25 protein-coding genes are annotated in these 22776 nt (G+C 47.8%); 16 read left to right on the top strand and 9 right to left on the bottom strand.

Features of this window, described 5'->3' with window-relative positions; all coding sequences use genetic code 11:
• The first annotated feature begins 111 nt into the window (after positions 1-111).
• Together FH968_RS07805 and msyB are read left to right on the top strand one after the other, a co-directional pair.
• On the top strand, positions 112-621 hold the full coding sequence (locus FH968_RS07805; protein WP_139878576.1) for a fimbrial protein: 510 nt from the start codon (positions 112-114) through the stop codon (positions 619-621).
• Positions 622-1039: 418 nt separating this feature from the next.
• Positions 1040-1765: an acidic protein MsyB gene (msyB, locus tag FH968_RS07800; RefSeq protein WP_139878575.1), complete on the top strand. Its 726-nt coding sequence runs from the start codon at positions 1040-1042 to the stop codon at positions 1763-1765.
• A 161-nt stretch (positions 1766-1926) separates the two neighbouring features.
• Here the strand turns inward: msyB and FH968_RS07795 are convergent, their stop codons facing one another.
• The 3 genes from FH968_RS07795 to FH968_RS07785 all read right to left on the bottom strand — a co-directional run bounded on the left by FH968_RS07795 (position 1927) and on the right by FH968_RS07785 (position 3373).
• Entirely contained in the window at positions 1927-2163 is a 237-nt protein-coding gene (locus FH968_RS07795; protein WP_223271295.1) for a late histone H1, read from the bottom strand.
• 231 nt (positions 2164-2394) lie between these two features.
• Entirely contained in the window at positions 2395-2799 is a 405-nt protein-coding gene (locus FH968_RS07790; RefSeq protein WP_139878573.1) for a DUF1398 domain-containing protein, read from the bottom strand.
• Positions 2800-2962: 163 nt separating this feature from the next.
• A complete protein-coding gene (locus tag FH968_RS07785) occupies positions 2963-3373 on the bottom strand; it encodes a Spy/CpxP family protein refolding chaperone (protein WP_139878572.1) in 411 nt (136 codons plus the stop codon).
• Positions 3374-3793: 420 nt separating this feature from the next.
• Here FH968_RS07785 and FH968_RS07780 point away from each other — a divergent pair, with 420 nt between their 5' ends.
• The 4 genes from FH968_RS07780 (at position 3794) to FH968_RS07765 (ending at position 5577) form a co-directional block, all read left to right on the top strand.
• A complete protein-coding gene (locus tag FH968_RS07780) occupies positions 3794-4057 on the top strand; it encodes a hypothetical protein (RefSeq protein ID WP_139878571.1) in 264 nt (87 codons plus the stop codon).
• 212 nt (positions 4058-4269) lie between these two features.
• Positions 4270-4599: a glycine zipper domain-containing protein gene (locus tag FH968_RS07775; protein WP_139878570.1), complete on the top strand. Its 330-nt coding sequence runs from the start codon at positions 4270-4272 to the stop codon at positions 4597-4599.
• A 303-nt stretch (positions 4600-4902) separates the two neighbouring features.
• Positions 4903-5166, top strand: a complete 264-nt coding sequence (locus FH968_RS07770; protein WP_139878569.1) for a hypothetical protein — start codon at positions 4903-4905, stop codon at positions 5164-5166.
• Positions 5167-5244: 78 nt separating this feature from the next.
• Positions 5245-5577, top strand: a complete 333-nt coding sequence (locus tag FH968_RS07765; protein ID WP_139878568.1) for a glycine zipper family protein — start codon at positions 5245-5247, stop codon at positions 5575-5577.
• Between the two features lie 194 nt (positions 5578-5771).
• On the opposite strand, the gene FH968_RS07760 is transcribed toward FH968_RS07765, so the two are convergent.
• Positions 5772-6728, bottom strand: coding sequence for a LacI family DNA-binding transcriptional regulator (locus FH968_RS07760; protein WP_139878567.1), 957 nt, complete (start codon positions 6726-6728; stop codon positions 5772-5774).
• Positions 6729-7023: 295 nt separating this feature from the next.
• Here FH968_RS07760 and FH968_RS07755 point away from each other — a divergent pair, with 295 nt between their 5' ends.
• The 4 genes from FH968_RS07755 to FH968_RS07740 all read left to right on the top strand — a co-directional run bounded on the left by FH968_RS07755 (position 7024) and on the right by FH968_RS07740 (position 10562).
• Positions 7024-7338, top strand: a complete 315-nt coding sequence (locus tag FH968_RS07755; RefSeq protein ID WP_139878566.1) for a PTS sugar transporter subunit IIB — start codon at positions 7024-7026, stop codon at positions 7336-7338.
• A 12-nt stretch (positions 7339-7350) separates the two neighbouring features.
• Positions 7351-8676: a PTS sugar transporter subunit IIC gene (locus FH968_RS07750; protein ID WP_139878565.1), complete on the top strand. Its 1326-nt coding sequence runs from the start codon at positions 7351-7353 to the stop codon at positions 8674-8676.
• Positions 8677-8706: 30 nt separating this feature from the next.
• Positions 8707-9009 (top strand): PTS lactose/cellobiose transporter subunit IIA, encoded by a 303-nt coding sequence (locus FH968_RS07745; RefSeq protein ID WP_139878564.1) that lies wholly within the window; start codon positions 8707-8709, stop codon positions 9007-9009.
• Between the two features lie 173 nt (positions 9010-9182).
• Positions 9183-10562 (top strand): carbohydrate porin, encoded by a 1380-nt coding sequence (locus FH968_RS07740; RefSeq protein WP_139878563.1) that lies wholly within the window; start codon positions 9183-9185, stop codon positions 10560-10562.
• Between the two features lie 45 nt (positions 10563-10607).
• Here the strand turns inward: FH968_RS07740 and FH968_RS07735 are convergent, their stop codons facing one another.
• Both FH968_RS07735 and FH968_RS07730 read right to left on the bottom strand, forming a co-directional pair.
• Complete coding sequence (locus tag FH968_RS07735; RefSeq protein ID WP_139878562.1) at positions 10608-12224, bottom strand: STY4199 family HEPN domain-containing protein; 1617 nt, start codon at positions 12222-12224, stop codon at positions 10608-10610.
• A 101-nt stretch (positions 12225-12325) separates the two neighbouring features.
• Positions 12326-13744, bottom strand: coding sequence for a PLP-dependent aminotransferase family protein (locus FH968_RS07730; protein WP_139878561.1), 1419 nt, complete (start codon positions 13742-13744; stop codon positions 12326-12328).
• A 177-nt stretch (positions 13745-13921) separates the two neighbouring features.
• On the opposite strand from FH968_RS07730, the gene FH968_RS07725 reads away from it, so the two are divergent.
• The 3 genes from FH968_RS07725 (at position 13922) to FH968_RS07715 (ending at position 15052) form a co-directional block, all read left to right on the top strand.
• Entirely contained in the window at positions 13922-14095 is a 174-nt protein-coding gene (locus FH968_RS07725) for a DUF1127 domain-containing protein (RefSeq protein ID WP_139878560.1), read from the top strand.
• A gap of 94 nt (positions 14096-14189) precedes the next feature.
• Positions 14190-14519 carry a DHCW motif cupin fold protein gene (locus FH968_RS07720; protein ID WP_139878559.1) on the top strand — a complete coding sequence of 110 codons (330 nt, stop codon included), beginning with the start codon at positions 14190-14192 and terminating at the stop codon, positions 14517-14519.
• Positions 14520-14524: 5 nt separating this feature from the next.
• Complete coding sequence (locus tag FH968_RS07715) at positions 14525-15052, top strand: GNAT family N-acetyltransferase (protein WP_139878558.1); 528 nt, start codon at positions 14525-14527, stop codon at positions 15050-15052.
• 91 nt (positions 15053-15143) lie between these two features.
• Here FH968_RS07715 and FH968_RS07710 read toward each other — a convergent pair whose 3' ends face one another.
• The gene (locus FH968_RS07710; protein WP_139878557.1) at positions 15144-15902 is read right to left on the bottom strand and encodes an SDR family NAD(P)-dependent oxidoreductase; all 759 of its coding nucleotides are present in this window, start codon (positions 15900-15902) and stop codon (positions 15144-15146) included.
• Positions 15903-16021: 119 nt separating this feature from the next.
• On the opposite strand from FH968_RS07710, the gene FH968_RS07705 reads away from it, so the two are divergent.
• From FH968_RS07705 to FH968_RS07695, 3 genes are all read left to right on the top strand, one after another.
• Positions 16022-16921, top strand: coding sequence for a LysR family transcriptional regulator (locus FH968_RS07705; RefSeq protein WP_139878556.1), 900 nt, complete (start codon positions 16022-16024; stop codon positions 16919-16921).
• Positions 16922-16982: 61 nt separating this feature from the next.
• Positions 16983-17987, top strand: a complete 1005-nt coding sequence (gene yhjD, locus FH968_RS07700; RefSeq protein WP_370451485.1) for an inner membrane protein YhjD — start codon at positions 16983-16985, stop codon at positions 17985-17987.
• 250 nt (positions 17988-18237) lie between these two features.
• A complete protein-coding gene (locus tag FH968_RS07695) occupies positions 18238-19563 on the top strand; it encodes an MFS transporter (RefSeq protein ID WP_139878554.1) in 1326 nt (441 codons plus the stop codon).
• An 87-nt stretch (positions 19564-19650) separates the two neighbouring features.
• Here the strand turns inward: FH968_RS07695 and FH968_RS07690 are convergent, their stop codons facing one another.
• Positions 19651-21717: an AsmA family protein gene (locus FH968_RS07690; protein ID WP_139878553.1), complete on the bottom strand. Its 2067-nt coding sequence runs from the start codon at positions 21715-21717 to the stop codon at positions 19651-19653.
• Between the two features lie 63 nt (positions 21718-21780).
• The gene (gene pdeH, locus FH968_RS07685; protein ID WP_139878588.1) at positions 21781-22554 is read right to left on the bottom strand and encodes a cyclic-guanylate-specific phosphodiesterase; all 774 of its coding nucleotides are present in this window, start codon (positions 22552-22554) and stop codon (positions 21781-21783) included.
• Between the last annotated feature and the right edge of the window lie 222 nt (positions 22555-22776).

The following is a 22776-nucleotide window of genomic DNA, read 5'->3' as shown; positions in this document are numbered from 1 at the left end:
GGCGAACGCTGGAATTCTATTTTTACATCTTCAATTAGAGAATAAATCTTTTTTAGCTAAGCGTGATAAAAGATATCCTTTAACTAATATCTATCTTCAGGAAATATTTAAATGAAACGTACGCTGCTCTTTTTTTTATTAATAAGTACATTAACGGGCAGCGCATCAGCGATGGCAAGCGACGATGTGCAAATTAATATTACAGGGACTATTGTTGCCTCACCATGCAAAGTGGACCCCACTAACCCAACGACTATCGCACTAGGAGATGATATTCAGGCTGCCGATCTGGCCAGCAACGGCGCTCGCTCGGCAATGGTAGAGTTTCATATCAAACTGATCGATTGCCCGGCAGGCACCACTGGAGTTACGGCGACTTTTCATGGTGCCAGCGAATCAAGCATGCCTGACTGGTTGTATGCAAATGGTGGGACTGCAAAAAATGTTGCGGTTTTGTTACAGGCAAGCAGTGTGTATGGTATGGGTGACGGGAAAACAATGTATATACCCATTACTGATGGTGGAGTCGATTATCCTTTATATACTCAGGCTTATTCCTTAGGTGCTGCGACTCCTGGCACCATCAGTGCCGCAATAACCATGTCATTTGTCTATAATTAATATGCGTACTTTTAACCGAAGCGACCTACATCTGTGTAACAACAGTGAAGAAATACTGGTCCTGAATTCTTACGCTGATTTCGAGTGCTGGTATCTGAGCCTTAATGACCTGAGCATGTTTTCCAGTGAAGATATTTCCGGGCTGCTTGATGATGAAAAGCCGAGCCATTACCCCTGCGTTCCGCTAATGTCTGCTAATAAATTTGATGCCACCTATCTGAGTCTGGATATCTTTCAACACTGTTCTGTTGCGGCTGCTGATTAAGACTCTGCTTAAGCCGTGTTTTAACTGCTGTTATTTTATTAAATTTAATAAACATCTATTTTTGGATGCACGCCATTATTTATACCTTCACTGCGAAATAACCTATATTGCTGTGCCCCGTGGGTATAACAGTTAATTAAAGGAACCACTATTATGGGGTTAACGTATAAAGATGACCAGGACTTACATTTCCTGCAACATTGTACTGAAGAACAGTTGATAAACATTGCGCAATTACTCACGCATGATGATAACGGCAAGCGGCGCCTTGCCAGCGAATTGCTAAAACACACGCAGTACCAGTCACTGGAAGCGCACCCGGAACGCCACCGGCAGTGCTGGCAACTGATTGCCGGCGAACTGCAACATTTTGGCGGTGACAGTATTGCCAACAAGCTCCGTGGGCACGGCCCGCAGTACCGGGCGATACTAATAGATGTTTGTAAACGCCTGGGACTGAAAGCAGACAAAGAGATGCCCACTTTTGATATTGAGCAAAACCTGCTGGAACATTTTCTGCGTAATGCGTGGAAAAAAATGAATGAGACCCATAAAGCGGAATTTCTGGCCGCTGTCAATACGCGGGTGACGGAGCTGGAAGAATTATTGCCTCAATTAATGAAAGACAAAAAACTGGCCAGCGGCGTGTCCCATTTATTGTCCGGCCAACTGAGCCGTATTCTTCGCACCCACGCTGCAATGAGTGTGATAGGACATGGTCTGGTGCGCGGCGTAGGTCTGGGTGGGCCGTTAGGTGCCGCTCTGAATGGTGTAAAAGCAGTCAGCGGCAGTGCTTTCCGGGTGACGATTCCAGCTGTGTTGCAGGTTGCCTGCTTGCGACGAATTTTGGCAGCAGAGGCTATGTCGGAAAGTTTGTAGCCTGCTGGTTGCCCAGTGACGTTCGTTCTGAGCCAGACGGTGACATCTAACAACACCACAAATTATATATATCCAATCCACCGCTATATATTCTGCATGAGAAATTCATTAGACATAAACAGAGGGAAGACTCATCACTGAGCCTTCCCTCTTAGCTAATATTATTTAGCTGCACTCCTGGCTTTTGTTTTAGCGTTATCACACGCAGCCTGGTTTTTGGCACAAGCGCTTTTGGCAGCCTGAGCTTCTTTCTGTGCATTTGCTTTTGCCTGCGAGCATTGTGTCGGGTTGGCCTGGCACGCTGCTTTTGCGTTAGTTACAGTCTGGCTATTTGCTGCATTCGCAGCCCCGCACGCCATTACCGCATACATGCCCAGCATTAGAGCTAATTTTGTCATCATAATATCCTGGTGGTTAAACAACGTATCATTATGCAGCCTACTATTAATATTGAGCATTCTGCGTGGATAATATTACGTGATATACACACCAATTCTAAATAATCATTAATGGAAATTAGTAACATCATGTGGAAATATATTTATAGAACTTTATATTCCGTGACGCGCAAATAATAAAATTAGAGTTAATTTGGCATTAGAAAAAGAACAACTTCTTCGCATTGGTATTCATACCGGAAAAGGTACAACAGGAATGGTTTCTTCATGAAGAAGATAACCATTGAGTGAGAAATAACTGACGTTCATTCTAATGAGGTCGACAACCCATAAATTGATACCGGCATCTGCCGCCTGCTGGCTGAATAAAGTGAAGTCTATCTTGCCCATCTGATGCGTGCGGAGAATATGGGAAAAACGTGCGGGATCGGCTTGTGGAGTAATGTTTCTGGCAATCCCTCTCCCCGGTAAAAACCGTATTTCATCCTGCTTATTGTAAAAAGCAGAATCTCCGCTACTAACAAGATAAGTGTAACCATTAATCCCTATAGTTTTCAGCTTTGCTGCAATATATGGAAAGTCTTTACCTGTGTGGATGGTATCAAAAAAACTCTGAATTTGTTTTGTTGTCAGCATGACAAGTTATTCTCTTTGCCGGCAGAATGGAAATTGATGAGGTAAATGACTCAATATTTGAAGGCGACCGGTATGGCAAAGATAATTATCAGCCCGGTCAGGCTGATAAAACCCTGTAAAAATTAGGGGGAGAAAACCCACCACTGCTGGCGGGGTAAGTTATTTACTCAGTTGCAGCTTTGACCAGATCATTCTGCACGAGTTGGCGTTGTTCTGGTGTCAATACCTGGCTGAGATCAAAATAGTATTTCACCTTATAGTAACGAGCCTGCTGGTCGATTTTACTAAAGGCAGTTAGCTGCTTTTTCACCGCAGATTCATTCCATTTTCCAGACTGGATGATGCCAATCAATGCGCCATCTTTAATATCTTTTTCAGAAATTTTACTAATATTGTCTCCCAGTTGCTGATGCAGTGACTCTATTTTTGACACCTGCTCGCTGCTCAGTTTCAGATGCTGCACAATGGGATCCTGAGACGGTACCGGTGTAACAGTCGTCTGTGCAGACTGAGCGGCGAAAGAGGTGCCTGCAATAGCAGTGGCCAGTAATGCAACGCGAACGAATTTATTCATTATTGTTTCCATAAAGTCCAAAAAAATTAATATCGAAGGTGGTCCAACACAGGGATATCATCAGCATGCTCCCGATGGGATGATATCTCACTATAAAATGGCGACGAGGATATATTTATTGCTGACCGTAACCATAAGCAACAATAATCCAGGATCTATATTTATAATTAGGAATCGCTTATCAGGACTGCCATGGCCTCGAGCATTCTGAAGTAATACATTAATCGCGAATCCTTTAATATTACTGTATTAACTTGTTTCAAAATGATGTTTATTACGGACTCAAACATATCAGTATTATAAAAATGGACCGGTAAAAACTTGAAAGAAAATAACAAAATGGAATAATTCATTACTGGCATAGTTGCGCATAATTTTCGGCGTAGCATTAAGAACTGTTATTTACTTCAGGATATTTAAATGAAACGTAAGCTGTACTGCTTTAAGGCTGCATTTGCAGGAATGTTGTTGATGTTTGGATTCGTCGTCTCTACTGCCCATGCTACTGATCAATCGCAGCAACGCCAGGATGCAAGAGGGGTGAGGCAAGACACGCGCGATAGTTCTCGCGGTCAAAATCAAGATTGTATTAAAAGTAATAATAAATCTAACTCAGACTGCCGTCAGGATAAACACCAGACTAAACAAGATGGCAGGCAGACTGCCCGTCAGATTAAATATTAATCTCGCCAGAGATTAATATTAAGGAATACCGTTATGAACGACCGCCATAACCGTGGTCATTCCAGGCTACATTGCTTGGGTTCGCTAATGCACAGGACTCAGGTCGTTTAATTTAAGTTTTCTCCTGTGACCTGCTCCCGCAGGGGAATATACCTACCTGAGCAGGGATTACGTCTGGCAAACTAATACTATGCTGGAGTAAGGGAAATATCATGAAGATTAATAGCATCATTTTTATCTTGTCATTAGCGATTACGCTACCGGCTGCCGCCATGGATAAAACAGCTACGGGTGCGTTAGCCGGTGCCGCGATTGGTGCCGTAACCGGCAAGAGTGTGAAATCCACCGTTGGCGGGGCAGTGGTGGGCGCTGGCACCGGAGCCATGCTCAAGAGTGGTGACAAAGGAAAAGCAGCAAGGAAAGGCGGTGCTGTAGGTGCCGTGGTGGGCGCGGGTACTGCGGCGGCTACAGGGAAAAGTGTCCTTAAAGGTGCTGCCGTAGGGGCCGGCGCAGGCGGTATGATTGGCGAAGCAACCCATTAAGTTACCCCACGCTAATCCGCATTTTTAACCTCCAGTATGGGAATAAATCAACAGGCTGTGGATCTTAGGGTCCACAGCCTTTTTCTTATCCAAAAAAATAAAAACAGCTCAAATAATCAAAGCGCTAACTTATTAATTCTTATGTGGATGTGAAATAAAAACGATAAAAGTGCAAAGAAATATATATTTATAGCCATTTAGTTACATTTAGACGTAACAGGCGAAACTATACTATTTAGGTTATAGCTGTTTGAATTTATATTTCTTCCGATTCTGTATCGCTCATTTTCTAGGATTTATCTTATGAACACAAAATCTTCATCGTTGATTGGAATCCTGGCTGGTGTCATTGTGTTATCCACATTTTCCATCGGCAGTGCAAATGCGACGGTACAAGGCCAGCAGCGCAGGGAAGCCAGAGATACACGCCAGGATACCCGCGATACTTCGCGCCAGGATAAACGCGAGTGCGTTGTCAGCAATAACAAAAGTAATCATGATTGCCGCCAGGACAAACGCCAAAGTAAACAAAATGGCCGCGAGCAAGCTCGCGATATTAAGTATTAAAACTGGCCAATTTTCACCCAGAACAGAATAAACGCTCGTTTCTGGTCAATTTGCATTTATGTCCAGGAGGACAATTTTTTGAAAAAATACATTCCAGGCTTATTAATTTTAACCTTCGCTTTTTCAGGTAACGTGTTTGCTATAGATAAAACATCTGGTGGCGCACTGGCTGGTGCTGCAATTGGTGCGGCTACAGGTAAAAGCGTGAAAAGTACCGTTGGTGGCGCGGTCGTCGGTGGTGGTACTGGTGCCATGTTCAAAAGCGGAGACACCGGCAAAGCCGCTCGTAAAGGTGGTGCGATTGGTGCCGCAGTGGGCGGTGTTGCGGCGGTAGCAACGGGCAACAGCGTCTTAAAAGGCGCGGCTGTAGGCGCGGGCGGCGGTGCCCTAATCGGTGAAGCGACTCACTAAGCCGAGCCTCGTACGGGTTTTGAATGTTTGTCGGATGTCGCTACGCTAATCCGACCTACTGTCTGTATTGAGCTTTGTACGGGTTTTGTAGGGTGGGTTAGCGCAAGCGACACCCACCTGTTAATGCCATTCCTGACCATATGTTTGTCGGATGTCGCTACGCTAATCCGACCTACAATCAGGCTTATTCATGCCTACTTCCTGCCCTGCATGTCAGGAATAATCAAGTCCCCACGCAGCACGTTTGTACCCAGTGCACTTTTGGTTTTCTCAGTCAGCCACGCCACAATTCTTGCCGCCATCGCATCCATTGAATATTCAATAGCAGGTATGGCCGGAATACCCGGTAAATGCAGCGAACCCGCCAGGCTAAACACCATAATGTCTTCCGGCACGGATTTATTAAACGCCTGCAATTGCGCAATGATGCGCTGCGCTTCTTGCTCGTCAGGCACTAGTAATGCGTTGAAATTCAGCGTCGTGCTGTTGTTAAGCAGCACTTGTAGCGCCACCGATGAAGACGTTGAATCCATAAAAATAAGATTGCGGTTAAACGGCAGGAAATTGTTTTCCAGTGCACGTTTATACCCTAACAAGATTTGATCAACGGAACCGCATGAATCCGGATTGATAACGGCAATCTGCCTTCTTCCCTGCTTAATCAAATAATTACACGCAGTTTCTGCGGCAAAGGCATGATCAAACTGAATGCTGTTGCTGGAATCAACATCCACGCAATCCACCAGAATGATGCCCTCATCGGTGATATTTAGCGGAAAACGCGCGCCGATAATCAGCACGTCATCACACAGACCGCAGGTAAGTTCTTCAAGAGCATGCATCACTTCGGTTTTGCTATTGGCAAAACGCAGCAAAAGATGCTTTTGATGTTGGCTGAGGTGTTTCTCCAGCGCATACAGATAACCGGTGGTTTGGTTGATATTTTCTTGCGCGCAAATCACGCCGATACAGCCCGTTGACTGGCTAAGCAAGGACTGTGCGATAACATTGGGACGATAATGCAATTCTTCCACCGCCTTGAGTACTGCCAGGCGGCTTGCCTCCTTGACCCCACGAGATCCACTCAACACTCGTGATACTGTGGCTTTAGAAACCCCAGCTAAACGCGATACATCATTGATTGTAGACATCATTTTCCTTTTTCAGGCTCTGGTACTTGCCTGTCTGTCCTGAATACAACTTTGGCTAATATTGCCGCCACTTTCAGTATAGTCGTTTCCATTTTTCATGGAAACCGATTTTCCATTTGATGTCCAAACCATACATTCACCAAACAATTTTGTGATGACGATCCAATAAGCAAACCCAATAAACACAGGATATTGATGAATATCACAGTTCCGTTTGCTACGGATGGAAAACGGTTTCCATAAAGTATCAAATCATTTCCGCAATACTTTATTTACATTTTAAGGATGAGTTTTAATGGTCAAGATCATGTTGTGTTGTTCCGCCGGAATGTCTACCAGCATGCTAGTCAAAAAGATGCTGGCTGTGGCTGAAGAACGTGGATTACCTGTTGAAATAGAGGCTTACGGCGTCGCTGAATTTGATGTGCAGTTTCCACGCTATCAGGTCGTGCTGCTCGGGCCGCAAGTGAAATATATGTTAAGTACGCTCTCAGAAAAGACTGCCTCTCACGGTATTCCCGTTCAAGCCATCGAGATGATGGACTACGGAATGCAGCGTGGCGATAAGGTGCTGGATTATGCTCTGTCGCTAATCAGAGCGGCTAACTAAAAGGGTTTTCAAATGAGTTCGCTATATCAATCTATGGTGACGGTGATTGAGCAATCCATCACCCCGCTGGCCGGTCGTCTGGGGCAACAAAAGTACGTTATCGCTATTCGTGATGGGTTCACCGCAGCTCTGCCGTTTATGATTATCGGCTCCTTTATGCTGGTATTTATTTTCCCGCCGTTCTCCGCAGATACCACCATTGGCTTTGCCCGCGCCTGGTTAGATTTTTCACAAACTTACCGTGAGCAATTGATGCTGCCTTTTAACCTGAGCATGGGCGTGATGACGTTCTTCATCTCGGTTGGAATTGGCGCAAGTCTCGGGCGGCAGTTTAATCTCGACCCGGTAATGTCTGGCCTGCTGGCCTTCATGGCATTTTTGCTGGTTGCGGCACCGTATGCCGATGGCAAAATTTCCACACAGTACCTTTCCGGACAAGGTATTTTCACCGCACTGATTACGTCGATTTACTCCACACGTATTTATGCCGCCTTGAAAGAACACAAAATCACTATTCGTTTACCTAAAGAAGTGCCGACAGGTGTTGCACGCTCCTTCGAAATTCTGATCCCTGTAGTGGTAATTATCGGTACGCTGCATCCGCTGAATTTATTCATCGAGGCGCAAACCGGCATGATTATGCCGCAAGCGATTATGCATCTGCTGGCACCGCTGGTATCCGCATCCGATTCCCTGCCTGCCATTTTGTTGTCTGTGTTGCTGTGCCAAATTTTTTGGTTCTCGGGTATCCACGGTTCACTCATTGTTACCGGCATCATGAACCCATTCTGGATGACCAACCTTGCGGCAAACCAGGCGGCCCTTGCTGCTGGCACTGCGTTACCACATATCTATCTGCAAGGTTTCTGGGATCACTATTTGTTGATTGGCGGCGTCGGTTCCACATTGCCATTAGCCTTCCTGCTACTGCGTAGCAAAGTCACTCACTTACGCACTATCGGTAAAATGGGCATCGTTCCCAGCTTCTTTAATATCAACGAACCGATTCTGTTCGGCGCGCCAATTATCATGAACCCGCTGTTGTTCATTCCGTTTATTTGCGTACCAATGGTGAATGCGATTCTGGCTTATACCGCCACGAAATTAGGCTGGTTGGCGCAAGTGGTTTCCCTGACTCCGTGGACGACGCCAGCTCCTATTGGTGCGTCATGGGCAACAAACTGGGCCTTTAGCCCGGTCATTATGTGTGTAATTTGCATGGTTGTTTCCACCGTTATTTATCTGCCATTCCTGCGCGCTTACGAGCGTTCATTACAGAAAACTGCCGAAGAAAAAGAAGCACGCACCCCGCTGACAGAAACGGTAACCAGCAATTAATCAATACCGATATTAACTCTGGAATAAGTGATGATTGAATTAGAAGAAGCCGTAATGGAAATTATTATGAATGCTGGGCAATCACGTAGCCTGTGTTTTGAAGCACTGCATTCGGCACGTCAAGGCAATATTGAAGAAGCCAAACTGCTTCTACAGGAAGCTGATGGCTACGCTCGTGAAGCCCATAAAATGCAAACCAAGCTAATAGAACAGGATGCTGGCGAGGCCAAACAACCGATGACATTAATAATGGTTCATGCACAGGATCATTTAATGACATCAATGTTAGCGCGTGAGTTATCGACAGAAATTATTCATCTTTATCAAAAATAAAAATAAAACCCTTTCACCTCTGGCTGGGAGAAGTCATTACGTAAATAATTTTAATTAAGTTCAATCCGATTAAAGTATAAAAAATAAATATGTTTTGATTATAGAGTTTCTCTCTATTAATCACGAGCAGGATGTTTATTGTCTAAAAAATAAATTACTAAATTGAGATTACAATGAAAATAATTAAACAGCTTCCATTAACAATGGCGGTTATCGCCGCGCTTTGCCCAATTTCTGTACTCGCACAAGAAACAATGTCTCAGGAACAGATTGATCAAATAGTTGCTAAGGCCGTCGATAAAGCACTGGCCGATCGTGAAGCGAAAATAGATGCGGCACGACTTAAAAAAACCGATACCCTGGTCACGCCACAAGTTCCTACTACGCCGGATCTCTCCATTCCATTGGGGCTTAAATTTACCGGTTATGCGCGTTACGGTGCGCATTTCCAGACAGGTGACCAAAAGTATATCGGCGTTGATGGCTCATATAACGGTTCCTCTGCCATTGGGCGTTTAGGAAACGAAGGCAACGGTGGTGAATTCCAGCTCACTAAAGCCTTTAAAAGCGAAGCCGGTGCAGTGTGGGATGTCGGCGTGATGATCGACCACTGGGGCGACGAAGTTAACCTGAAAAAAGCCTATGCAGGCGTCACCAATTTGTTTGAATCACAACCGAATGCCTATTTCTGGGCAGGCCGTGACTTCCATCAACGCCCACAACAAGGCATAAACGATTACTTCTGGATGAACCACGATGGGCAAGGCGCAGGGGTGAAAAACTTCGATCTCGGCTTCGCGCAACTTGACCTGGCCGGGGTTGGCTCTGTGGAACAGTGTGATCCTGAAATGATCGATGACGGCAGCAACCCGTCGCGCATCTCTTGTACCGGCGGCTCCGGTACGGGCGATAAAGGTAACTACGCGGCAACATCAAAACTGCACGGCATCAAATTCGGCCCTATCGATTTCGAGCTGTACGCTAACTACGGTTTTGATTCCAAAGCTATCGACAGCGACGACCGTTCCAAAGCCTGGCAGGGTGCGGTGGTGTTAAGCCATACCGGCGAAAGCAGCCTGAACAAAATCATCGCCCGTTACTCTGACCACTCCGATAACAGTGTTTATAACAAAACCAACGGTTTGCATACGATATATACCAGCTTCGAAGGGAACTATAAGTTCACTCCACAAATGCAGGTGGAATATCTTCTCGCCTTCCACGATTACGACAACGACCAGCAAACGCAGGACAACCGTCGCAACTACGGTGCCATCGTTCGCCCAATGTATTTCTGGAACAATGTGCATTCAACCTGGCTTGAAGCAGGTTATCAGCGCGTAGATTACGAAAATGATGGCGATAACAAAGGCTGGAAACTGACGCTCTCGCAGAACATTTCCATCGCCATGGGGCCAGAGTTCCGACCAATGCTGCGCTTCTACGTGACGGGCGGGCAAGTCGAAAGCAACCACACCACGCGTGTTGCAGGTGAAGACAACACTCAGCTTGATTCCTTCAACGTTGGCGCAATGTGGGAAGCCTGGTGGTAATAGCAGAAACCCTGGTTTCTTGAATACTGCGGTGAGGGAAATCCCTCACCGCATCGCGTCATAAATCGCTTTCTGAATGTCCACGGCACGCTTTTCGTCGGTATCCAACTGAGCAGGTTTACGTTGTAATTGCGCATCAAGGCGCAATTTCGCACGGTTTAATTCCTCTTTCTGGCGCTTGATGGTTTCAGGCGCACTGCAAAATGTTTTCAGGAATTGTTTACGCAGCGCCGTCAAACTTTGCCCGTCGTTCATCGCCTGGCTGAGGGTTCTGACCATTCGCCGACACGGATTGTCCTCGTCCATTTGTGAACGGTATTGCAGCAATGTATTTAGCGCATCGCGATAATCGCCCGCCAGTGCAGACTCGGTGTAATACACTTTCCAGTTCATACCACTAAGCATAAACAGGCGCACGACGGTGGTGTCGCCACGCTCGATGGCTGAACGTAAGTTCCCTTCTTCCCACGCAATGCCAATATTAGCCAACTTCTCACGTGCACTTTCAGTTTCCGGTAATGAATCAAGAACTGTATTTTTCGCCGGTACACTTTTCGCAACCGCTGGCTTGTCGGTGATATCACTCAGGGAATACATACCGAAAATTGCCGCACCGATAACGGCCACACCCGCCGCGCACCACATCAGCATTTTCAGCGTTTCGCTGCTGTCGGGTTTTCTTTTGGTATTACGCAGATCTGGCCGTTCGATGGTGTCGCGTACTTCTTCAGTATCGCGTCCCGTTGCCTGGTATTTTTTTTGCGCCTGCGCAAGCCAACTCTGGAGTTGCCCGTCATCTGCCGCCAACAGCGCTGCCGGATTAACTTTCGTTCGCCCATCATCAAAAGCACGCTGAATCGCCGCACTGCTTTCCTGATAATAGCCATCAAGCAACGCAAGCTGTACAGAAGTTAAAGTCTGTTGCTGAACGAGGTCGTTACGAATTTCGCGTACATCATCGAGAAAAGTTTGCAGTGTTTTGCGCTGGTCAATCAGCAGGCTCAGTTGCGAAGCATGCTGAAATAGCCCGGCGTAATGGTTCGCGTATTCTTTTTTATCGACCACCATTAAAGCCAATTCGCTAAAGCGCATACCGCTTAGAATGTCGCCCCGCTCGCCATTCTTCAACCACCGACGCACACAATCCGCGCCAAACTGCGTTTTCAGTTTATGCACCAGTTGCGACTGGCTGGCATAACTCTTATCCACCAAACCTTTGAACATCAACTCCAGCGCACGCATCTGGCGCATCGCCTTTTGCTGCTGACCATTATCGTTATTTTCAATTTCGGTCGAGTACCCCAGCAACGGTTGCTTTGCGCGCACCAGCTCGAGATAACTCACAAAACGCAGCGCGGCGATAAGCTGGTTATGGCTGACTTCCTGGCCGCTTTCATACTCCGGTACCAGTTGCTGTAAATGGCGTAGTAACAGCGTGAAATGCGAGATTTCGGCATCGCTGAGGTTTAAACGTTTTGCCACCGCCATCCAGCTTCCCAGAGCCAAACGGGCTTGTTCAAGCTGTTGGAAAAACCATTGTGGATCTTTGCCTTCTGCGGCTTTGATTGTAAGAAGTGGCAGGATTTGCAATGACGCCTGGCGAATCACACTCAGGCAAGTCTCGAACTTTTCCCGCATCAGCAACTGTGCAGCGCTGGTCATGATTTTCCTTTGTAAGGTACGAGCGCCAGGGGTAAGAGCGCCATTGCACAGAATTTTAGCTCAGTGGGCCAGGATTCTATGGCTGTAAAAGCGTGGGAAAATTAACCGTTTTCAAAAACATGGCCGATCACTTCACCCATTTTACGCAGCGCGGCTTCAGTGGTGGCGTCGAACGGCAGCGCATAATTCAAGCGCAAGCAATTGCGATACTTCCCGGATGCCGAAAGCAGTGATCCCACCGCAATATGGATTTTATGCTGGCGCAGGGTTTCGCTAATCGGGACGATATCGATATGTTCCGGTAGCTCAATCCACATCAGAAAACCGCCCTGTGGGCGAGAAACACAAATCCCGCATGGGAAATAATGACGTACCCAACAGGTGAACACTTCGAGGTTACGCTGATAATGCTGGCGCATACGCCGTAAATGGCGATGGTAGTGACCATTACGCACAAACTCAGCCACTGCCTGTTGTGTAAAAGTAGGGGTGCTGCCGGTCACGATGTATTTCATGTGTATCGCGCGGTCGTAATAACGCCCAGGCACAATCCAGCCAAGGCGCAAACCGGGTGCTAATGTTTTGGAAAATGAGCTGCACAGCAGCACTCGCCCATCCACATCCAGCGATTTTATGGTCATCGGCCGTGGATATTCATAAGCCAGTTCGCCGTAAACATCGTCTTCAATAATGGCGATATCAAATCGTTGCGCGAGATTCAAAACCGCTTTTTTACGCGCCTCCGGCATAATAAAGCCCAGCGGATTATTACAGTTAGGCACCAGAATCACCGCTTTAATCGGCCACTGCTCCAGCGCCAACTCAAGGGCTTCCACACTGATCCCTGTTTCAGAATCCGTTGGTATTTCAACAACTTTAATGCCAAATGCGCGCAGCATTTGCATCGTACCGTGGAAGCAAGGTGACTCCACCGCCACAATATCGCCCGGTTCACACACTGCACGAATGGCAATCGACAACGCTTCGTGGCAGCCGGTGGTTACCACGATGTCATCCGCAGTGACGACACAACCGCTATCGAGCATCAAACGGGCGATTTGTTCGCGCAACTCCTGCATACCGTTAATACAGTCATAACCCAGAAGTTCCGCCTCTTGATACTGCACAACGCGGCTCATTTCGCGCCAGAACGGTTTGATGGTTGACTGCGTGACATCCGGTGCGCCACTACCAAATGCTATCGCTTCGCCGTTTTGCCGTGCGGTCAGTTGCTCAAGTACCGCATCCCATTGGGTAATTTCAACCGGACGTTGTGCCGGACGAGTCAATGGTGGAACCGGCGGCTGCGATTTGCGTGGCGTGACAAAATAGCCAGAACGTGGCTGCGGGGAAATAAGCTGCCTGTCTTCGAGCAGATGATAAGCCTGCTGTACTGTGCTGATACTGACGCCGTGTTCGCTACTCAGATTACGCACTGAGGGCAGGCGCTCGCCACTGCGATACAAGCCTTGTTCAATGCGCTCCGCCAGCAAAGTGGCAAGATGTTGGTAACGCGTCATGCTGTATCCTCTTAATCAACCATACAGACAGGAAAAACAGTACAGAACGGTGGCGAAATCACCATTCAGATCTTGTTTTAGCGCGTCTGTATGTTAAATAAAAGTTATTTTTGAGTCTGCCTGCAATCTGTATGGCGGCGCATGATGGTTCTCGTCAACACTACGAGGAATCACACCATGGGCTTTGAAGAAAACAGACCACATAAGCCTTTTTACGGCTTCGTGATGATTTACCGTTATTTCCGCCAAAGATGGTTGCTACGCCAAACTGCACGCACCCTACAAGGGTTGAGTAAGGAACAACTACAGGATATTGGGCTGACGACTGATGATTTATCCCGCTGGAAATAACCTTTAATAACGGTGCTAAATATTGGCGCCGTTATTTTTTTGCTGATATCACTAAAGGAGCAAACATCACCTGCAAAAATAATAAGGAATAATAATGCGTATTACAGACCTGCCGTTTAATACCACCGACTGGACGACACTCGCTGCAACTGAACATCCTGGTATCACCGGGAAAGCATTGTGGCGCACACAGCAATTCGGGGAAATACGCGTTCGGATGGTGGAATACACCGCCGGTTATCTCGCAGACCATTGGTGCCAAAAAGGCCACGTCTTATTTTGCCTGGCGGGGGAATTGCTAACCGAACTGGAAGATGGCCGCATGTTTACGTTAAAACCGGGAATGAGCTATCAGGTAGCGGATAACGCCGAACCGCACCGTTCTTCAACGGCTATTGGCGCAACGCTATTTATAGTGGACTAAAAATCATGCATCCACTTTTCACTCCACGCCTGAGCTTAACGCACATTACCGAGCAAGATTGGTCGCTCTTTTTACGCTTGCAGCAAGATCCCGTTGTAATGCGTTATGTTTCCGATGAACGCAAAGAAGCAGATATCCGCCAGATCTTTAATTCACGTCTGGTACCGTGGGAAATGCATAGCCGGCACTGGCTTTGCCTGGCAATGCGCGACAAGTATAACGGCACACCCATTGGTTTCACGGGTTTTGTACGCAGTGAAGACGATATAGCAGAAGTCGGTTTTATCCTCGACCCTGTGTTTCATGGGCAAGGATACGGCTCCGAATCGCTTCAGACCGTGTGCCAATTTGCTTTTGAAACATGCGCCATCCGCAAACTCACAGCAACCGTAACGGTCGGGAATATTGGCTCAAAGAAAGTGCTGGAAAAAGTAGGTTTTCAGCCGGAAGGGATTCTGCGCGAAAACTATTTTCTTGCAGGAACCTGGCAGGACGATTGGATTTTTGGCTTGCTGAGAAATGAGTTCAAATAAAGTGGTGGATGCCGCTTGCGCTAATCCACCCTACTACACCATTTCGTATGCCGGATTAGCGTAAGCGACATCCGGCATTATCCACATACCCTTATAAAAACATCCCACCGGACACTTCAATGCGCTGCGCATTCATCCAGCCGCTTTCATCACTGAGTAGTACGGCAATCGCATTACCAATATCATCAGGTTGCCCCACACGGCCCAGCGCTGTTTGCGCGGCAATCGCATTGGCCACCTGTTCATTGTCACGAACCACGCCGCCACCGAAATCAGTCGCTATTGCGCCCGGTGCAATAATATTGACCGAGATACCACGTGCGCCCAGCTCTTTAGCCTGATAGCGCGTCAGCACTTCCATCGCCCCTTTCATCGCGGCATAAGCGGCTTTACCCGGCAGGGCAAAACGCGTCAATCCGGTTGAAACATTAAGGATACGTCCACCGTTTTTAATCAGCGGCAATAGATGCTGAGTCAGGAAAAATGGCCCCTTCAAATGGATGTTCATTAAATCATCAAACTGTTGCTCTGTTGTTTTTTCGAACAGTGCATCAAGGCCCGTTCCGGCGTTGTTCAATAAATAATCGAAGGAGTCGCGCTGCCATACATCATGGAGCTGTTGTTTCACTTCCGTAGCAAAAGCAGAAAAACCGGTACTTTCAGCGACATTTAATTGAATTGCCACTGCTTTCACGCCTGTTAGCTCAATTTCACGTACCACATTGAGCGCTTCTTGCTGCTGGCTGTTGTAAGTCAGAATAATATTCACGCCACGCTGGGCCAGCTTCAATGCTGCATTTTTTCCTAATCCACGGCTTCCGCCGGTCACTAATGCAATTGTTTGACTCATGATTTGCCTCTTGTATGACTGTCAGGTGATTGAGATAAAGCTTATTAGCTGCTACAAAAACAATAAAGAGCACTCATTACGCATCACTGTTTCACTACCAACAACAATGCGAGAAAATAGTGGATAAAATACAGGCAATGCAGCTGTTCATTCGAGTGGCCGAACTGGAAAGTTTCTCTCGTGCGGCAGACACTCTGGGCCTACCTAAAGGTAGCGTATCGCGCCAGATTCAGGCGCTGGAAGGCATACTCGGAACAAGGTTATTGCATCGCACCACTCGCCGAGTGCAACTAACACAAGACGGTATGGTGTATTACGAACGCTGCCGCGATCTATTAGCCAATCTTGATGAACTGGACGGTCTGTTTTTACACGACCCAAGCAGTGTCAGCGGGCGTTTGCGCGTAGACATGACAGTGGGTCTGGCCAAAAATTTAGTGATCCCCAAACTCCCCGCTTTCTTGCAGCAATATCCTGGTATTGAGCTGGAATTAAGTAGTAGCGATCGCATGGTGGATATCGTGCGCGAGGGGTTCGACTGCGTGGTGCGCGTTGGGCAGCTTAAAGACTCAGGTCTGGTGGCACGGCCTTTGGGGAAACTGACTTTAATTAACTGCGCCAGCCCCGATTATCTGGCACGTTTCGGTTATCCTGAAAGCCTGGACGACCTGGCTTCTCACGCCGTGGTGCATTACGCACTTAACCTAGGCAGCCGCCCGCAAGGGTTTGAAGTCTGGGAAGATAAAAAAACGCGTTGGGTAAAAACAGGTGGCGTGATTACCGTGAATAGCACCGAAACGTATCAGGCAGCGTGCCTTGCCGGACTTGGGATTATTCAAGTACCACGCATCGGGGTAAAAGAGCTTCTCAAAAGCAAAAAACTGGTGGAGATCCTGCCGCAATATCGTGCCGAACCGATGCCGGTCTCCCTGCTATATCCGCACCGTCGTAACCTTTCGCGCCGCGTTCATTTGTTTATGGAATGGCTAACGGGGTTAGTAAAAGGGTATGTCGATTAGCATTCCCGCTATAATTTCTTTACGATCCTGCTAAAACAAAAGGAAAAATCACCTGATGACCATGCCGGATAGCACCGAGAAACGCCCTACTGAAACGCTCGACTACGAGCCAATAGTCAAAATCAAAACCAGTAATGAAAAGGTCAACAAGACCATCGATAGCGTGAATACGACTGTCGGGCGCATCGAACGTCGCCCAATGGTGGCGCATTTATTACGAGCAACGGAACGTTTTAACGACCGCATGGGTAATCAGTTTGGCGCGGCAATCACCTACTTTTCGTTCTTGTCGCTGATCCCGATTTTGATGGTGGCGTTTGCCACCGCAGGTTACATCCTCGCCTCACATCCCATGATACTTGAGGACATTTTCAATAAAATCCTCGCCAATGTGACCGAGCCAACCCTTGCCGCCACACTTAAAAACACGATCAATACAGCGGTGCAACAACGCACCACAGTTGGTTTGGTCGGGCTGTTGATTGCGCTGTATTCCGGCATCAACTGGATGGGGAATTTGCGAGAAGCGGTGCGTGCGCAGTCGCGAGATAAATGGGAGAGAAATCCACAGGATGAGGAAAAACTCTGGGTAAAATATCTGCGTGATTTGGTGTCACTGGTTGGGTTAATGGTTGCGTTGATTGTGACGTTATCCATTACGTCGATTTCAGGTTCCGCCCAAACATTGCTGATTAACCTTTTACATTTAGGCGGGATTGAATGGCTCAAACCAGTCTGGCATTTGGTCGGCCTGACTATCTCTATTTTTGCCAACTATCTGTTGTTCTTCTGGATTTTCTGGCGATTGCCGCGCCATCGCCCACGCAAAAAAGCGCTGATCCGCGGAACGTTTATTGCAGCCATTGGTTTTGAGGTGATTAAAATCATCATGACCTACAGCCTGCCGAAACTGATGAGTTCACCGTCAGGTGCCGCCTTTGGTTCCGTTTTAGGTTTGATGGCATTTTTCTATTTCTTTGCCCGCCTGACGCTGTTTTGCGCCGCGTGGATTGCCACCGCGCAGTACAAAGATGACCCGAGAATGCCAGGTAAAACGCACAAGTAACCCGTCACTCACGGAGGGAATAGACAACCACAGCATATAAATCCAGCCTGTAACTTTTATTTAACCTAAAAGCAGTTTTATTAGCTGAGTTTTTATTTATGTGAAGTGTTACATAGATGTTTCTTTTCTGGACTAAAAATTATCCTCTCATTGCTTGTTAATCGCACAATGCGGTTAACAAGCCTGCGTTGAAATGCGGCTTTTGCTGTGCGTAATATGGCTTTTCGTTCGATATAAATAAGAAAAACATATGCAAGCCACCATCGCTAATTCAATCAATACTGAAACTGACGCCACACCCGTCAACTCACGCGGAAAAGTTGTCGTTGCCTCTCTGGTCGGCACCGCCATCGAATTTTTCGATTTCTATATTTACGCCACTGCTGCCGTCATTGTTTTCCCGCACATCTTCTTTCCACAAGGTGACCCAACAGCTGCAACACTACAGTCACTGGCAACGTTCGCGATTGCTTTTGTGGCGCGCCCGATTGGTTCTGCGCTTTTCGGTCACTTTGGCGACCGCGTAGGCCGCAAAGTGACATTGGTGGCATCCCTTCTGACGATGGGTGTTTCCACGGTGGTGATTGGCCTGCTGCCAAGCTACGAAACCATCGGTGTACTAGCTCCAATGCTGTTAGCGCTGGCGCGTTTTGGTCAGGGTTTGGGTCTGGGTGGTGAATGGGGCGGTGCCGCATTACTGGCTACGGAGAATGCGCCACCACGCAAACGCGCACTGTATGGTTCATTCCCACAATTGGGGGCGCCAATTGGCTTCTTCTTTGCCAATGGCACCTTCTTGCTGCTGTCCTGGTTGCTGACCGACGAACAATTCATGTCCTGGGGTTGGCGTGTACCGTTTATTCTTTCCGCTGTGCTGGTCATTATCGGCTTGTATGTGCGCGTTTCGCTGCATGAAACACCCGTATTCGCCAAGATTGCTAAAGCGGGTAAGCAGGTGAAAATCCCGCTTGGTACGCTGCTGACGAAACACATGAAAGCCACCGTTATCGGCACGTTTATCATGCTGGCAACGTATACGCTGTTTTACATCATGACCGTCTATTCCATGACTTTCAGCACCGCTGCCGTGCCTGTTGGTCTTGGCTTCTCACGCAACGACGTGTTGTGGATGCTGATGATGGCAGTCATTGGTTTTGGCGTGATGGTGCCGATTGCGGGTTATCTGGCTGATAAGTTTGGCCGTCGTAAGTGCATGATTGTTATCACTAGCCTGATGATTATCTTTGCATTAGCCGTGTTCCAACCGCTGTTAGGCTCCGGCAACCCGACACTGGTCATGACCTTCTTGCTGATTGGCTTGAGTCTGATGGGATTAACTTTCGGCCCAATGGGCGCGTTGCTGCCGGAGTTGTTCCCGACAGAAGTGCGTTATACCGGGGCATCATTCTCGTATAACGTGGCATCGATTCTGGGTGCATCTGTAGCGCCGTACATCGCCACCTGGTTGCAGTCGAATTACGGTCTGTTCTATGTGGGCTTGTATCTGGCGGCGATGTCTGCGATTACGCTGGTTGCGTTGCTGGTGTCTAAAGAAACACGTCATTTATCGCTGTAGAAAAATGAAAACGGTGGATGTCGCTACGCTAATCCACCCTACGAAACCAAAATGTAAGTCGGATTAGCGTAGCGACATCCGACAAAATCACTTCTTCATCTGCCCCAAAATATTCTGGCACTGGTTCTGCCCACCCTCTGAAGGCGAAATCAGTGCCAGTAACGCGGCGGCTGGCGTAACCAATGTTGCAAGCGCTGCGGCAACTGCACCACGAGCAATTAACGGCCCTGCTTTCACTCCCGCATCCGGGTTTTTAAACGTCCCACGAACATACAGCGGCGAACGCAACGTGATTATCCGAATCCCTTTGCTCTCCGGGTCGATGGTTAAATCGAGCCGCTCGCTGGAAAAGTTGGTGGTTCCGGTGACATTAATCAGCGCGTTTTCGGTATCAAAGGCAAATATGCGTGGAGTAGCCACACCATCGCGTAAATCGAGGTTTGCCGCCGCGCAATTAATTCGCACTTCATCATCACCAAAGATTTGCCCAACGATGTAATTCCCGACATTCAGGCCAACGATTTCCATCAGGTTGCGGCTGATTAACCCGTCATTCATCAGCAATTTCAGGTTGCCATCACTGCTGCCTAGCAGTGCGGCAATGGAATTACCGTGTCCACGCAAATCCGCATCACCATTCAGTTCACCGAGCGTTTTTTGCATGGATTCCACTTTCGGCATCAGTTGCTTGAGTTGCAAACGCCGTGCCTGAATATCCGCTTTCCCCTGCATTGGCTTTTTGTCGCCTTCAAGGTGGATATTGGCGCTGATGGTGCCGCCCGCCATGCCAAATTTCAGCGGTTGAAGCCGTAAATCAGCATTATTAAGAATGACGTGCGTCGTCAGATTACTGAGTGGCAGCGTCCCGCTATGTTCGATACGCCCGCCTTTAAAGCGCACATCAGCGTCCATGGCGTTCCATTTGTCGGTTTCAAAGCGGTCGTAGGGCAACACTTTATCGCTCGGCTGGACGGTTTTCTCGCCTTTGGCTTGTTCAGACTGTTTACTTTGCTGCGCGCCTTTACCTGAATCCACGCCAATCAACGGGCCTAAATCTGCCAGTCTGAGCTGTTTCGACTCAAGGTCACCTTCCAGCTTCGGCCGCGGTTTTCCTTGTGAATAGGTCAGCGAACCATGAATATCGCTGTCGCCAATACGCCCGTTAAAGTTCTGATAACGGAAGACCGAACCTTTTTCGGTGTCGATTTTTGCCAGCAAGTGCCCGTCGGTTTCGAACGGCGGCGTATCCGGTAATAACACGCCAGTGAGATCGTAGAGATTACCCAGCGAATCGCCGGAGAATTTCAGCTGTAAATCTACGCCCCCCATTTTCATCGGGTCGTTAATGGTGCCAATAAACGCCACGCGTGAATTCCCCGAATGTATATCCGCTTGCACCGGGAATGCGGTTTCACCTTCGCTACGCAGCGCTAACATGCCACCAATTTTGCCTGAGCCTTCCAGAGGTTCACCGTTATAGCGCCCACGCACTTTCAGGCCAAAGACATAATCGCCCGCTTTTGCGGCATCTTTCCCACTCGGTTTGCGCCCTTCTACTTCACTAAACGGTAACGGCTTGCCGAGTGGGTCGACGAGGATTTCTATCTCTGCTTTGGTGAGTTTGTCATTAACCGCAATACGGCCTTTGTCGAACAGAATATTGTCCACTCTGAAAGACCAGGCAGATGGCGGTTGATTGGGATTTTTTTGCCCGTCACTGGCTAACTTGAAGGTCCAGTTATTGTTTTTTTCCGACAGGCGAATCAGCCGTGCATCGGGCTGAACTAGCTTAATCCATGGGATATAGACGGTTTTGGTGAGCAGAGACAGCGGTGCCAGAGTGGCATCAACGCGTGGCAAGTGCACCATCGTCACGTCAGGAATTTCAGGGGGATTACCGAGAATAATATCTTCGGCATGAACATGCGGCCAGGGCACCCAACTGCGCCATCCGGTTTCTTCTTTATTTCGTTCCCAAACCACGCCTAAATCACCACGAATGGCGAACGGGCGGTTCAATTCTGTCGAGACTTTTTGGTTGATAGTCGGCTTGAGCCGATTCCAGTCAAACGTCGCAATCACAATGATTGCCACCGCAACCAACAACAAGAAAACCCCGACGACTCCGCTTACGATTTTTCCAGTTTTTGTCATGCCTTTCACCTTTTCCTGATGTGGCTCGCTTTACTAAAGATAGTTTAGCGTGGCCAAAAGGCATCAGGAGAGGCGAGTTAGCACGCTTTCCAGCTCTTCAAATGGGATGGGGCGAGAGAGAAAATAGCCTTGCGCCGCGAATGCAGGTGAAGATTGAACATCGCGCCATTCGTCTTCAGTTTCAACACCTTCGACGATAACGCCTTTGCAGTAGCGATTCATTAATTGCAGCAACATGGTGAATAAGTTGCGGCCTTCTTCGCTGGTGCGCAGCATGATGAACAGGTCACGTGCGACTTTGATGTAGTCGTAGCGCATCTCACTTAATGCAGAGAAATTAGCAACGCCGGTGCCGAAATCATCAAGCCACAGTGGGCCGAATTCGTGCATTGTTGCCAGCGTCACGGCTTGCGGTTGAGTGATGTGTTCGACCAATTCAAAACGCACCCACGGCATTTTATTGATGAGCGCCAGAATCGGCTGATGCTGTTTCATCGCCATCAATGTTGGGCCATCTACATTCACCGAGGCTAAGATCTTGTAGCCGATGAAAATAGACTCCCAGCCAGCCAGCAGATTGAGTTGTTCCTCGATAACCATTAGCCGCGTGCGGCTAGAAACAGACGTAAAGTAACGATCGGGTGGAATGCGAATTTCTGGTTCTTCCGGATGAATAACCACCGTCAACAGCTCTATCGCCATTAAATGGCCATCAATTTTATAGATCGGCTGGAAGGTGTACTGCCGCTGGCACTGTAACCAGAACCGCCGCTCCTGCAAACTTTCGACACTCGCCTCAAGCGTATTAAGCCGGTGAGTGATCTGCTTAAACTTCATCATGTACGTCCTGTTTACCTTGATAACTCGGATGGCTCATCGACAAGTTATCGGCGTAATGGATGAGAACTTTATGTTCGCTTTCAGTACAACTTCAATCAAAGAGCGTTCTGACACATTGGCAATAAACTGCCTTAGCTCAAAGTTTTCCGAAACATCGTTTTAAATTGTTTGACTCGTTTTTAACCGCCCATCAAACTAGCAGCAATCTTATTAATTCAG

The sequence above is a fragment of the Buttiauxella sp. B2 genome, assembly GCF_006376615.1.
Lineage (GTDB): Bacteria > Pseudomonadota > Gammaproteobacteria > Enterobacterales > Enterobacteriaceae > Buttiauxella.
The sequence above is the reverse complement of the archived record's forward strand: the minus strand, read 5'-3'. Positions and strand labels throughout refer to the sequence as shown.